This is a genomic window from Dyella monticola (genome assembly GCF_003363155.1).
GTDB classification, from domain to species: Bacteria; Pseudomonadota; Gammaproteobacteria; order Xanthomonadales; family Rhodanobacteraceae; genus Dyella_B; species Dyella_B monticola.
Genome location: NZ_QRBE01000001.1, coordinates 77,715 through 91,922, shown reverse-complemented (window position 1 = coordinate 91,922; position 14,208 = coordinate 77,715). Strand labels below are relative to the sequence as shown.

Genomic DNA, 14,208 nt, shown 5'->3' with positions numbered 1-14,208 from the left:
CAAGGACGGCAGCAAGGACTGTCAACCGTCACTTCCAACCGGACGTAATCGGATACCGCCGCTCACGCCCGAACGCACGCGTGGTGACACGCGGGCCTGGCGCGGACTGCCGCCGCTTGAATTCGTTCGCCAGCACCAATCGCACCACACGATGCACCGTCGCCTCGTGGTAACCCGCCGCAATGATTTCCGCCTGCGATTGCTCTTCTTCGATGAAGCGGGCGAGGATCGCGTCCAGCTCGTCATAGGGCGGAAGCGAATCCTGATCGGTCTGGTTGTCGCGCAATTCGGCTGAAGGCGGACGCTCGATGACCGCGGGTGGAATCACCCATGCATCGCCACCGTGCTCGCGCTGCTCGACCAGGTTGCGCCAACGGGCGAGACGATAGACCTCGGTCTTGTAGACATCCTTGAGCGGCGCATAGGCCCCGCACATGTCGCCGTACAGGGTGGCGTAGCCCACCGCCATCTCGCTCTTGTTGCCGGTGGAGAGCAGCAGGCGGCTGTGCTTGTTGGACAGCGCCATCAGCATCACGCCGCGTGTGCGCGATTGCAGGTTTTCTTCGGTGACGTCCGGCGTCTTGCCTTCGAACAAGGGTGTCAGTGCGGTCATGAACGCCGCATACACCGGCTCGATGCCTACGGCGTGATACGCCACGCCCAAGCGCTCGGCCTGCCCGCGCGCACCGTCGAGCGAGAGCTGCGAGGTGTAGCGCATGGGCATCATCACCGCCGTGACGCGGTCGGGGCCGAGCGCATCCACGGCCAGCGCGAGCGTGAGCGCCGAATCGATGCCGCCGGAAAGGCCCAGCAGCACGCCGGCGCTGAAACCGTTCTTATCGATGTAATCGCGCACGCCACGCACCAGCGCGGCATAGAGCGTAGCTTCGCGCGACGTATCGGCCGCGACCGGCCAATCGCGCGCATGCAGCGTGCGGCTGGCGCTGTCGAAATCCGCCCATAACAACGCATCCACGAAGTTCGGCGCGCGCGCAGCGATGCTGCCATCGCCATTCACCAGCAGCGATCCGCCGTCATAGACCACTTCATCCTGGCCGCCGACGAGATTGAGATACACGAAAGCGCAGCCGGTTTCCTTGGCACGCGCCACCACTACTTCTTCGCGCCCAGCCTGTTTGGCGTCATCCCACGGCGAGGCGTTGATGACCACGATCAGTTCCGCACCCGCCGCGGCGGCGGCAGCGGCCGGCTCGGCCTGCCAGACGTCCTCGCAAATCAGATAGCCCACGCGCACGCCGTCGATGACCTCTACGGCGCTGGTGCGTCCAGGGCGGAAGTAGCGCTTGTCGTCGAACACACCGTAGTTGGGCAGGATGCGTTTGTGCGTGATCTGGGCAATCGCGCCGCCGCGCAACAGCGCCGCGGCGTTGTACACCTCGCCCAGGCTGTGCGGAAAACCGACAATGGCGGCCAGGCCGTTGGTGTCGGCTGCAAGCGCCTGGATGGCTTGCTGGCACGCGGCAAGAAAGCTGGGCCGCAGGAGTAAATCCTCCGGCGGATAGCCGCTGATGGTGAGCTCGGGAAACACCGCCAGCGCCGCGCCGCCAGCGCGGGCGCGCGTCATCAGCTCACGGACTTTGGCGGTATTGGCGGCTACGGCGCCAACGGGGAAATCGTATTGGGCCAGGGCCAGGCGGAGAACGGCCATGTCGTGCGTGTTCCAGTTTGACTGGGCGCTACATGGTAGTGGATGCGCCGCGTCACAAGGTGCTCCCGGCATAACCCCTCGGGGCTGGCGGTGTCATGAAAAACGTGGGAGGTCCGTCGCCGCGATGCGCGCGGAGAAAGGCTATGGATGACCCTGCGTCAAAGAGCGAGGAAAACCGGGAGTCGGTGGGCAAAGTCACTGGGGCCCCGGCGTTCGCTGGGGCGACGGCATCGATTTTTAACGCTTTAAAAGAAAAGGGCCGCATTTGCTGCGGCCCTTTCTTCTAATCGCTGTAAATCGGCCGATTACTTCTTCAGCAAACCAGCCAGCGTCTTGCCCAGATCCGCCGGGGACTTCACCGTGGTGACGCCCGCCTTCTCCAGCGCCGCGAACTTCGCCGCCGCCGTGCCCTTGCCACCGGAGATGATGGCGCCGGCATGGCCCATGCGCTTGCCGGCCGGAGCCGAGGCACCGGCGATGAACGACACCACCGGCTTCCTGACGTATTCGCCGATGAATTCAGCGGCTTCTTCCTCGGCGCTGCCGCCGATTTCGCCGACCATGATGATGCCTTCGGTCTGCGGATCGTCCTGGAACAGCTTCAGGCAGTCGATGAAGTTCAGGCCGTTGATGGGGTCGCCGCCGATGCCGATGCAGGTGGACTGGCCCAGGCCTTCGTTGGTGGTCTGGAAGACCGCTTCATACGTGAGCGTGCCGGAGCGCGAGACGATGCCGACCTTACCGGGTTTGTGGATGTGACCGGGCATGATGCCGATCTTGCATTCGCCCGGGGTGATGATGCCGGGGCAGTTCGGGCCGATCAGCACAGTTTCCGGATGCTGCGCCAGCACGTTCTTCACGCGCAGCATGTCGAGCACCGGAATGCCTTCGGTGATCGTCACGATCACGCGCACGCCGGCGTCGATCGCTTCGAGGATCGAGTCGGCGGCGAACGGCGGCGGCACGAAGATCACCGACGCATCGGCGCCGGTTTCGTCGACCGCTTCGGCCACGCTGTTGAAGACCGGCAGGCCGATGTGTTCGGTGCCGCCCTTGCCCGGGGTCACGCCACCGACCACCTTGGTGCCGTAGTCGATCGCCTGTTCGGCGTGGAAGGTGCCCTGCTGGCCGGTGAAGCCCTGCACGATCACCTTGGTGTTCTTGTTGACCAATACGCTCATGACTTAAAGCTCCTCACTTCGCGGCAGCCACGGCTTTCTTCGCCGCGTCGTTGAGATCGTCGGCCGGCGTGATCGCCAGGCCGGAGTTGGCCAACAGTTCGCGGCCCTTCTCCACATTGGTGCCCTGCAGGCGCACCACCACCGGAATCTTCAGACCCACTTCCTTCACCGCGGCGATGATGCCTTCGGCGATGAGGTCGCAGCGAACGATGCCGCCGAAGATGTTCACCAGGATGGCGCGCACCTTGTCGGAGGACAGAATCAGCTTGAACGCTTCGGTGACACGCTCTTTGGTGGCACCGCCGCCGACGTCGAGGAAGTTGGCCGGCTCGCCGCCTGCCAGCTTGATCACGTCCATAGTGGCCATGGCCAGACCCGCACCGTTCACCATGCAGCCGATGTTGCCGTCCATGGTCACGTAGTTGAGGTTGTGCTGTACGGCGGCTGCTTCGGCGGCGTCTTCCTGCGAGAGGTCGCGCATGGCGGCCAGATCCGCATGACGGAACTCGGCGTTGTCGTCGGAGTTGACCTTGCCGTCGAGCGCGGCGAGGTTGCCGTCCTCGAGAATGGCGAGCGGGTTGAGCTCGACCAGCGACAGATCCTTCTCGTTGAACAGCTTGTACAGGCCCAGCATGATCTTGGTGAGCTGCGAGACCTGCTTGGGATTGAGATCCATCGCGAAGCCGAGCTGGCGGCACTGGTAGGGCTGCAGGCCTTCGACGAAATCCACCACGATGGTGTGGATGTCTTCGGGCGTTTCCTTCGCCACCTGCTCGATGTCCACGCCGCCGTGCTTGGAAGCGATGAAGGTAACGGCCTTGCTGTCGCGGTCGACCAGGATCGACAGGTACAGCTCCTTGGCGATGTTGGTGGCGTCGGTCACCAGCACCAGGTTCACCGGCAGCGCGCGGCCGGCGGACTGGTAGGTTTCCATGCTCTTGCCCAGCATGCCTTTGGCGGCGGCATGGACGTCATCCAGGCTCTTGCAGAACTTGACGCCACCGGCCTTGCCGCGGCCACCTGCGTGGATCTGGGCCTTGACCATCCACTGCGAACCGCCCAGGTGCTTGGCGACATCGACGGCGGCGTCGGGGGAATTGGCGATTTTGCCCGGTGGCACGGCAATGCCGTACTTCGCGAACAGCTCTTTGGCCTGGTACTCGTGGAAATTCATTCGATACCTCGAGTGAATGGGGAAGGATCGAGCCTGCGCGGTAGCCACAGCACAGGCCTGGGAGAACGGACGGCGGTGATACGGCACTGCCGGCGTGCAGTGCGCCTCAGCCATGTCTGCACATGACCAAAACCGCGCAATACGGCCAGCTATTTTCGCGGAAGCGGGGTGGGATGGAAAGGGGCGTCCCGTTAAATTCGCCTTTCTCTCTCGCTGGAGAGACAATTGAGGTGCGGGGGCAATCTTGCGAAAGTGGCGTCTAAGCGCCGCCATTTCGGCGCAGCCCCGTGCAAGATTGGCCCCTCCCTCTCGTCCCCTCCACGGAGGGAAGAGAGGGAGGTAGCGACCACCGTCCTCGCGAGTGTTCAACCCGTGTCCAGCCGCGCGATCATCGATTCGCCCAATAGCACGACCACCCGCCACGAGCTGTTGTTTCTCAATTATTTCAGACTGGCCCAGGCGCTGGTCTACGTCGGGCTGGCCTTCACCCCCACCGGCGTGGGCTGGCCGCATTTGGACAACAGCAACCTCGCGCGCCTGGTGGCCGCCGGCTACCTATTGTTTGCGCTGGCGGTGGTGTCGATCACGCATCTGGCCAAGGCACTGGGCTGGCTGGGCATCCTGGGTACGCTGCTGGTGGATATCGTGGCGGCGGTGCTGGCGATCGCGGCGATGAACGACGCACGCATCGGCATCGCCATGATGCTGGCGGTGAACCTGGCCGCCGGCGCGCTGCTGCTGCCACTACGCCTGGCGCTCTTCCTGGCTGCGCTTGCCACGCTGGGTGTGCTGGGGCGAACGTTGTTCGCCACGCCCCATGCCGTCTCGGTCGACGATCGCGATTTTCTGGAGTCGGGCCTGTTCGGCATGGCCTACTTCGCGATCGTGGTGTTGTGCAACGTGCTCGGCCGCCAGTTGCGCGCCAGCGAGGCATTGGCCGAACAGCGCAGCATCGATCTGGTCAACCTGGCCCAAGTCAACGAACTGATCATCCGGCGCATGAAAACCGGCGTGATGCTGGTGGATGACGCCAACCGCATCCACCAGATCAACGAATCGGCGTGGATGCTGCTGGGCAATCCCTCCTCCGATCAACGCGACCTGGGACGCGTGGCGCCGGAACTGTCGCGCCGCCTGTATCACTGGATCACATCGGGCAAGCTCGACGAAACCGCCACACAACTGGCCGACGGCATGCCCGAAGTGGTACCGCGCTTCAGCCGCCTGGCGCCGAACGACGATTCGCTGGTGCTGATCTTCCTCGATGACACCTCGCTGGTGTCACGTCGCGCGGAAGAACTCACGCTCGGCTCGCTCGGCCGGCTCTCGGCGTCGATCGCGCACGAGATCCGTAACCCGCTCGCGGCGATTCGCTACTCCGCGCAGTTGCTGGCCGAGTCCAATGAGATCGGCACCACCGACCTGCGCATGGTGGAAATCATCAACAACCATTGCAGCCGTCTCAACGACATCATCGAGAACATCCTGCAATTGTCGCGGCGCGAACGCTCGCGTCCGGAGACGCTCAATCTCGGTGACTGGGCGCATGACTTCATCGAGGAATACAAGCTCGGCAACGACCTCGGCAACGATTCGCTGCGCGTGATCGACAACAGCGCCGGCCCCGTGGTCGCGGTGGCTGATCCGCAGCAATTGCATCAAGTCGTGTGGAACCTAGTGCAGAACGCCTTGCGCTACGGCCGCATGCCGGGTGAACCGGCGCGCGTGCTGGCGGTGGTGCGACATGGCGAACACGGCGTGCCGATTCTGGAAGTGATCGACCGCGGCCCCGGCATCGCACCCAAAGTCGCCGCGCAAATCTTCGAACCGTTCTACACCACGCACGAATACGGCACCGGCTTAGGGCTGTATCTGGCTCGACAGATGGCCGAAGCCAACCAGGCGGTACTGGAGTACGTGCGCGTGGCCGGTGGCGGAAGCTGCTTCAGGTTAGTGCTGACGCCGCCGGTGCGCATCGAGCCGGCGGTTTAGTCCTTTTTAAAAAACGAAGGAGCCGCTTATCGTTTTTTTTGCGCGACAGTACCAATAGCACCTCACCATTAAGACATAAATTATGGCGGAGGAAATTGAACTTATAACAATGCCAAGCAACATATCAAACAGCTCAATATCGTGAAATCCTATAGCGTGGGAAAATAACAAGTGAGTAATGCCCATACCATACCGGCATAAAGAGCAGAATCGGATAGATATATCGCGCAGAAAACAAGAACAGAAGAAAAAGTAAAAGTATCTTTAAAAGCCTACGGGCAAGAGGTGCCATACGCGACCACCTCAATCCAGCCATATGCATTTAGCCCAGTATTCCCAATCGCAATAACATTTGTGTGCAGCAGGGCTTTCCGAATAGCGTGGAAATCGGTATAACTTGGTAACGTGATGCATCCCAGTGAACGCCCATAGCCGCCCGCCGGATGCAGCCGAAAGTTACCGCGCCTGATTCCGTTTACCCGCGTGTAGTCATCAATCGAACCATCATCCCGATACAAGGCAAACCATTCGGAATGATGGGAAGACACCCCCTATGGAGCCGTTTCAAGCGTCTTTAGCCCACGCTATTACTTGAGACCTGACACCACCGGCAGGACGGTCAAGGATCCAATAGCGACCAGCCGGTATCGGCCCATTATCCCGAACAGCCGTACACCCTCCATCAGCGAAACCGATTCAACATGGTTGATTTCCGACATTCCGGCGATTTTCGTGTTCGGCATGCCTGGATTTATCCCCGTTACCTTTACGTTCTCAAAAAGCATAATGAAATACACTCGCTCGCGACCCGAGTCGTCGATTCTGTACCAGTGAAGCTCTGCTGATTTGAGAGTCTGCCCTTTTGCCACCGCCTTATAAAGATACGGCGATGACGCATCAAATTCCTTTTCGAGGCTCATTGGAGAATGCACGCGCGTACCGGTAATTTTTCCGTTATTGCTCGCGACGGGAAGATTCAGGCCATGGCTGAAGCCGATCACTTCTATGCTGCCTTCTCGCCCTGTAACCGTCGAAGACCCCTTGATCTCCGCACCACCATCATCTTTCAACCATAGATAGGCCGGAATTGCCATGCTCTTCCTCTTTAGGGTTGTAACGTCTGTTCGAGGAGGGCAACGATGGCAGTCATACAGCCGGCGCATATCAGATGTATCTAATTACCGCCTAAGCGCAGACCTCGCCCGCACTTCAGCGATTGCCTTGAAGGGAAGTCATGCCCCGGACAAAGCGCTCCGGCTGCGCCTAACAAAAGCTCGGCATATTTCAGACAACAGAATCAGGTAGCCCGCACCACCAACGTCGTCGCCATCATCTGCGACTGCACCGGCTGTCCGTGAATCATCGCCAGCACTTTGCGCGCGAGCAGCACACCGCCTTCCTGCCAGTTCTGGCGCACAGAGCTCAAAGGCGGCAGAAAACTTGCGCCTAAGGGCGTGTCGTCATAGCCGATAACGGAGACATCATTGGGTACGGTTTGCCCGAGTTCGACCAGTGCGCGGATCGCGCCCATGGCGAGCAAGTCGCTGCACGCGAAGATGGCATCGAAACGCACCTTGCGCGCCCACAGGGAGCGCACCGCATCCACGCCCGATTCTAGGGTGAAATCGACACGGCGCAGCAACAGCGGCTTGATGCCATGCCGTGTCAGTTCGTCGATAAAGCCGAATAGGCGTTGCGCCATTTCAGGGTGATCAGGATTGCCGATAAACACCGGATGGCGCCGACCGATGGACAGGAACCGCTCGGCCACCTCGACGCCACCCTGGTGATTGTCGCTACCGACCACGGTGTGGTTATCGCCACCGTCCCCGGCGGCGCCCCACACCACCATCGGTAATCCCAATTTGTCATAAAGCCGCACGGCATCCTGACGGGCGCCTTGGCCGAGCAGAATCAAGCCGTCGGCCGCCTGCACCGCTGCATGGGATGCGCCTTGGCGGGTTGTCAGCAAAACGCTGTATCCAGCCGAGGTAAGTTCCTGCGAAATGCCGCCCAAGAGCGACAGGGGATACGGGTCCCACATGGTGCGCTCGGTGCTCGGCTTCATTTCCACGATCACCGCGACTGTATGACTGCGGCGCAAGCGCAGGTTGCGCGCACTCACGTTCAACTTGTAGCCATGTTTGCGCGCCAGTGCCTGCACGCGCTCGCGCGTTTCGGCATTGACCAGCGGGCTCTCGCTCAATGCGCGCGAAACGGTGATCTTGGAGACCCCGGCCAGTTCGGCCAGATCAGCCATGGTGAGGCTGGGACGTTGCGCAAGAGGTTGTTTCTTCTTGGTCTGCGTCAAACGACGATCCCCTGGTAAATAACGTGTGCACTGTAATCGGGCATGTCCTGACAAGTGTGCCCGAGGCCGGCCCAGGGCTCCAATGCCACCACATTTCCGACACGCCCACGGTCGCATCATGTTGCGACGCAACGATGATATCGATATCTTGATATCGATATCATTCACCTCTTATGCTCGCGCCCCACAAGGCCGGACAGGCCCGCGAGAACACCCAAACACAAGATGCCAAGGGGAGAATGCGTGCACAGCAACGACGCACAAGCCATAGCCATGGAACCGGCGCACCAGGCATCTCCCGATCCCTGGCGAGTAGTGCATGCACGACGTCCAGCCGGATTTGAATTAGCCAAGTTCGAAAGCCTGTTCGCACTGGCCAATGGCACGCTCGGCGTGCGCGGTGGTCTGGAAGAAGATCGCAGCCCCACCCATGGCACATTCCTTACCGGCGTATGGGAACGCACGCCGATCGAATATCACGAGCGCTTTCCCGGCTTTGCGCGCAGCACTGACACGCGCATCCCGGTACCCGACGGCGTACGTATCGGCCTACGTTTGGGTGAAGCGCCGGTCCACTTGCGCGAAGGCGAATGGCTGGCGTTCGAACAGTGCCTGGACCTGCGCACCGGCTGCCTGGAAAGAGGCTTGCGCTGGCGCTCACCTTCCGGCAGCACGATCCAGATCGACGCCGAACGCATCGTTCCGATGCAGACCCCGAATCTGTTGTGCATCCGCTATCGCGTTACCTCCGTCGATTACAGCGGACCGATCACGCTGGAGTCGGAGCTCGTCGCCAGCATGAGTGCCGCCGAACAGGGCGACGACCCACGCATCGGCACGCGCATCAAGGGTGGCCTGAGCATCACTGCCGTCGATGCGGACCGCACGCTGGCGTCGATCTGCCAGCGCACGCAAAACAGCCATATCCGCCTGGCCTGCGGCCAGCGGCATCGCATGGTGCGCAATAACCTCGCCTTCGCTCGCGCCGTGTGCGACGAGAACGAAGGCGTGCAGCAGCACTATGTTGCAGAGTTGCGCCCCGGCGAAAGCGTGGTGCTTGAGAAATTCGTGGCTTACGCGTGGAGCCGTCCTGAAGGCGGTGATAGCGAAGCCGCCCTGCTCGATCAGGTGGCCATCACGCTCGAACGCGCGCTCACGCTGGATTTCGACACGCATCGTGCGGAACAGGCACGCGTCTACGCAGCGTTCTGGCAGGACGCGGACCTCGAAGTCCATGGCGACAGCGCGGTCGAGCAGGCATTGCGTTTCAATCTATTTCACTTGATGCAATCCACGCCGCGCGATGGCAGCGGCAGTGCGGCGGCGAAAGGTCTCACCGGCGAAGGTTACGAGGGTCACTATTTCTGGGATGCGGAAGCCTTCATCCTGCCGGTGCTCGCGCTCACATCACCCGAACGTGCGCGTGGCATGCTTGAGTATCGCATCAACACACTCGACCGCGCGCGCAACCATGCACGCGAAATGAACCACCCTACCGGCGCGCTGTATGCATGGCGCACGATCAGTGGCGATGAGTGCTCGGCTTATTTTCCTTCTGGCTCAGCGCAATATCACATCAACGCCGCTATCGCCTTCGCGATTCGCCTTTATGTGGAAGCCACCGACGACGTCGATTTCCTGGTGCGTGGCGGCGCCGAGATGCTGTTCGAAACCGCGCGCCTGTGGCACCACGTGGGCTACTACAACCCACGCCGCAACAATGCATTCTGCATTTGCCAGGTCACCGGTCCGGACGAATACACCGCGCTGGTGGACAACAACTACTACACCAATCACATGGCGCAGCAACATCTGCGTTATGCTGCATCCGTCGCTTCGCTGCTCGGCCGCGAAAGGCCGCAAGACTATGCGCGGATCGCTGCGACGCTGGAATTGTCAAACCGCGAAATCGCCGCGTGGCTAAGTGCTGCCGATGCGATGTATCTCCCCGTCGACCCGGTACTTGGCGTCTTTCCGCAGGACGATGATTTCCTCGACAAGCCGCGCCTCCCCATTGCACGCCCGGGCGAGCACGGCCAGCGTCCGCTGCTGTTGCAGTTGCATCCGCTGACGATCTATCGCCATCAGGTATGCAAACAGGCCGATGTGCTGCAAGCGTTCGTGCTTGCCGGCAACGACATCGACAAGGACAGCAAGCGACGCAACTTCGACTATTACGAGAGCGTCACGGTTCACGACTCCACCTTGTCCGCGTCGACCTTCAGCATCGTCGCCGCCGAAGTGGGTTATGCGCAGAAGGCGTATCGCTATTTCCTCGATACGCTGCGCGTGGATCTGGACAACCTGCACGGCAATACCTCGCACGGTGTGCACATGGCGGCCATGGCTGGAAGCTGGCTGGGACTGTGCTGGGGTTTTGGCGGCATGCGCGTAGTGGATGGACGCCCCTCGTTCGCGCCCACGCTTCCGGCGGCGTGGAGCGGCTACCGTTTCGGCGTGCGTTGGCGCGATCACCATGTTCGCGTCGCGGTGAAGAAAGATCGCGTGGAATACACGCTTACGGAAGGCGCACAACTGGATATTTTCCATCGCGGCACGATGGTGGCGCTGTATGGCGGTCACACGATCAACTTGCCGCTGCACGCCTCCGCTCGCCCCACGATGAAAGGCGTGATCTTCGATCTGGATGGTGTGATCGCCGATACAGCCATCGTGCATCACGCGGCCTGGAAACGACTCGCCGCGGACATCGGCATCGCCTTCGACGACCGCATCGGCGAACGGCTCAAGGGCGTCGATCGCCGAGGCTCTTTGGATATTCTCCTGGAAAAGGCGCCGCGCGCGTATTCCGAAGACGAGAAAGAAGCGCTCGCTTCGCGCAAGAACGATTACTACCGACAGCAGATCGAAACCTTCGGTCCGCAGCACCTGTTGCCCGGCGCGCGCAATGCCGTCGAGTCGGTACGACGCGCAGGCTTGAAAACCGCCCTGGCTTCGGCCAGCCGCAATGCACCGCTTTTGCTGGAAAGGCTCGGCATCGCCGAATTGTTCGACTACGTGGTGGATGCCAACCACATCGGTCGTGCAAAACCCGATCCCGAGATTTTCCTGGCCGCCGCGCGCGGCCTCGGCTTGGAGCCGAGCGAATGTCTTGGCGTGGAAGACGCCGTGGCAGGGATCGCCAGCATTCACGCTGCAGGAATGAAAGCTGTAGGTATTGGCCATGCGCAAGCACTGGCTGAAGCGGATCTGCTGCTGCCGAACGTTGCCGCGTTCGACATCGGTTTGTTCATAAGCGGCTAACAGTCGCGGTCACGCCGCGTCGTCACAACAAACAGTTGGGGAGAACGTTTGATGAAGACCAAGCCTTCCACACGCCTAGCATTATCGGCGGCCATCTCGGCCACGCTCATGTCCGGCGCGATCTATGCACAGGACACCGGGCAAACCCAGTCACCACCCGCCACGCAGTCAACCGCCACGCCAAGCTCCGCCCCGCGCGCACCGCAAGGGACCAACGCCAAGAACGCGCAAACCCTGCAACAGGTGGTGGTGACCGGCACCGCTACGTTTGGCGGTATCAAGAAGATCGACGCCGCCTACTCCATCACTTCGTTGTCCGCGCAGCAAATCAAGGAAGCCAATCCCAAGAGCGCGGCAGACCTGTTGAAAGCGTCGCCGGGTGTCTATCCGGAATCGTCCGGCGGCCAGACCGGTGCGAACATTGAAGTGGCCGGTTTCCCGGGCGGCGGCGACGCGCCCTACGCCACCTTCCAGCTCAATGGCAGCCCGCTGTATCCACTGGCGAGCCTGTCGTTCTTCGAGAACTCCTCCATGTTCCGCCTCGATGACACCATCGACCACGCCGAAATCGTGCAAGGCGGCACATCCGTGTTGTATGGCAACGGTCAGCCGGGCGTTACCGCCAACTTCCTGCTCAAAGAAGGTACGGATGTGCCTTCGGGTGATCTCGGGTTTACGTACGGCTCGGAAGACATGGAGCGTCTGGACGGCTTCTTCGGCTTCAAGATCGCCAACAACTGGTACGGCAGCATCGGTGGCTTCTGGCGTCGCTCCGATGGCGTACGCGACCCGCAATTCCCGTCCGACAACGGCGGCCAGCTCACCGCAACGCTGTCGCGCGACTGGGATAGCGGTTCGTTGATGTTCTACGCCCGTGAACTGAAGGACCACAACCAGTTCGTTACCGACACACCGATCTTAAACGCGAGCAAGGGTGACTTTTCCAATTATCCCGGCTTCAGCCCGCTGACCGGCACGTTCGGCAGCAAGGCCGATCAATACGAATTCATTCAAATGAATCCGTGCGGCACCCCTGGCTGCACGCCCGGTGGCCAGGACGTCAACCTCGCCAAGGGACGCGGCGCGGACATGCACATGTTTGGCGCCAACTTCGATTGGGATTTCGGTAACGGCATGTCGCTCTCGGACAAGCTGAACTTCACCGGCGGCCAGATGAACACCATTTCGTTCTTCAGCACCGGCGCCAACCCGACCACCTTGGGCGATTACATTGCCAGCGAAGAAACCGCCGACAAATTGCCGGCCGGACTGACCGCAACGGCCGTCTATACCAATAACGGCCAGGGCGCCGACATGAACCAGAACGTCACCACGCAGGGATTGTGGTACGTGCACAAGCGCATTGCTTCGGTTAGCAACGAATTCCACTTCAGCGCGGAACTGTTCGACGGCAACACGTTGACCGTAGGTAACTACAGTGCCATCTATAACGATCACGACACGTGGTACCTGGGCAACAACATGCTGCTGCAGGCAATCACCAACCCGAACCCGATCGCGGTCGATCTCACCAATGGCGTCAACACGTGGCAGCTGAGCAGCCCGCAGGGTTTCGTCAGTGGCCCGACCACAGCGATCTATCAGCGCTGGAATGGTTTCAACACCGCGTTGTTCGCCACCGACTCCTGGAAACTCGATCAATGGCTGTTCGATGGCGGCATTCGCTGGGAGCGGCAGCAAGATAGCGGTGGCATTGCCAACACCGCCACGGGCGACCTCGATGACAACCCGTACACGCTGTACAACAATGGCTCGCAATATCTGGTACCGGGTTTGAGTTACATCAAATACCAGAAGAGCGCGCCATCCTGGACACTCGGTGCCAACTATGAATTTACGCCCAGCATGAGCGCCTACCTGCGACTCAATGACGGCGTCCACTTCCCTGGCTTCGACGATTTGCGTGGCTTGCCCAGCACGCCGGTGGAAAAAGTGCACAACCAGGAAATCGGTTTCAAGTATCAGGCCGACTGGGTCTACCTCGACGTCAATGCGTATCACCGTATCTTCTTCGGTGTGCCCTATACCTATACCGATCCGCAGGGCCAGCAGATCTCGCTGCTCTATGGCAGCAGCACCAAGGGCGTCAACGTAAGCACTACGTTCAAACCGGTCGACCACTTCACGCTCACCTTGAGCGGCGATTACATGAATGGCCATTACACCAATACCGGCCTTGAGTCCTACACCACGCAAAGCGGCGCCGCCGCCTTCGCCAGCATGTACGGCAAAATGCTGCAACGTCAGCCGCGCGTGCAGTTCCGTCTAACGCCGGCGTATACGATGCCCACCAGTTGGGGCAGCCTGCGCGCCTGGATCACTTACGAGTACGTGGGCAACCGCTATGGCGACCTGATCGAGCAGCAGCCGCTGGGCTATTACTACGATCTGAGCTTTGGCGTGCAGGCGAACGTGGGCTCGCATTGGCAGTACAGCGTCCAGGGCACCAACATGACCAACCAGATCGGCATCACCGAAGGCAATGCCCGCCTGTTCGGTTTTGCCAGCTCTGGCGGCGTGATCCTGGCCCGCTCGATCGAAGGCCGCGAAGTGAACGGTCAGATCAAGTACAACTTCTGATCGCCCCGCAAGGCTC

At 60.9% G+C, this 14,208-nt stretch carries 9 protein-coding genes; 3 read left to right on the top strand and 6 right to left on the bottom strand.

The annotated features are described in order from the left end of the window. Positions 1-28: 28 nt before the first annotated feature. From DWU98_RS00360 to sucC, 3 genes are all read right to left on the bottom strand, one after another. A complete protein-coding gene (locus tag DWU98_RS00360; protein ID WP_115493504.1) occupies positions 29-1,669 on the bottom strand; it encodes an NAD+ synthase in 1,641 nt (546 codons plus the stop codon). A 305-nt stretch (positions 1,670-1,974) separates the two neighbouring features. Beyond that, positions 1,975-2,850, bottom strand: coding sequence for a succinate--CoA ligase subunit alpha (gene sucD / locus DWU98_RS00355; RefSeq protein WP_115493503.1), 876 nt, complete (start codon positions 2,848-2,850; stop codon positions 1,975-1,977). A 13-nt stretch (positions 2,851-2,863) separates the two neighbouring features. Next, entirely contained in the window at positions 2,864-4,024 is a 1,161-nt protein-coding gene (sucC, locus tag DWU98_RS00350) for an ADP-forming succinate--CoA ligase subunit beta (RefSeq protein WP_115493502.1), read from the bottom strand. A gap of 372 nt (positions 4,025-4,396) precedes the next feature. On the opposite strand from sucC, the gene DWU98_RS00345 reads away from it, so the two are divergent. Then, positions 4,397-6,016, top strand: a complete 1,620-nt coding sequence (locus tag DWU98_RS00345) for a sensor histidine kinase (protein WP_115493501.1) — start codon at positions 4,397-4,399, stop codon at positions 6,014-6,016. Between the two features lie 272 nt (positions 6,017-6,288). On the opposite strand, the gene DWU98_RS22510 is transcribed toward DWU98_RS00345, so the two are convergent. From DWU98_RS22510 to DWU98_RS00330, 3 genes are all read right to left on the bottom strand, one after another. After that, positions 6,289-6,564, bottom strand: a complete 276-nt coding sequence (locus DWU98_RS22510; protein ID WP_425480186.1) for a tlde1 domain-containing protein — start codon at positions 6,562-6,564, stop codon at positions 6,289-6,291. A 39-nt stretch (positions 6,565-6,603) separates the two neighbouring features. After that, on the bottom strand, positions 6,604-7,110 hold the full coding sequence (locus tag DWU98_RS00335) for an Hcp family type VI secretion system effector (RefSeq protein WP_115494109.1): 507 nt from the start codon (positions 7,108-7,110) through the stop codon (positions 6,604-6,606). A 203-nt stretch (positions 7,111-7,313) separates the two neighbouring features. Next, positions 7,314-8,276: a LacI family DNA-binding transcriptional regulator gene (locus DWU98_RS00330; RefSeq protein ID WP_115494108.1), complete on the bottom strand. Its 963-nt coding sequence runs from the start codon at positions 8,274-8,276 to the stop codon at positions 7,314-7,316. A gap of 294 nt (positions 8,277-8,570) precedes the next feature. Between DWU98_RS00330 and pgmB the strand changes: the two genes are divergently transcribed. Together pgmB and DWU98_RS00320 are read left to right on the top strand one after the other, a co-directional pair. Then, entirely contained in the window at positions 8,571-11,591 is a 3,021-nt protein-coding gene (gene pgmB / locus DWU98_RS00325; protein ID WP_230474601.1) for a beta-phosphoglucomutase, read from the top strand. Positions 11,592-11,642: 51 nt separating this feature from the next. Beyond that, positions 11,643-14,192, top strand: coding sequence for a TonB-dependent receptor (locus DWU98_RS00320; RefSeq protein WP_115493499.1), 2,550 nt, complete (start codon positions 11,643-11,645; stop codon positions 14,190-14,192). The last annotated feature ends 16 nt before the right edge of the window (positions 14,193-14,208 follow it).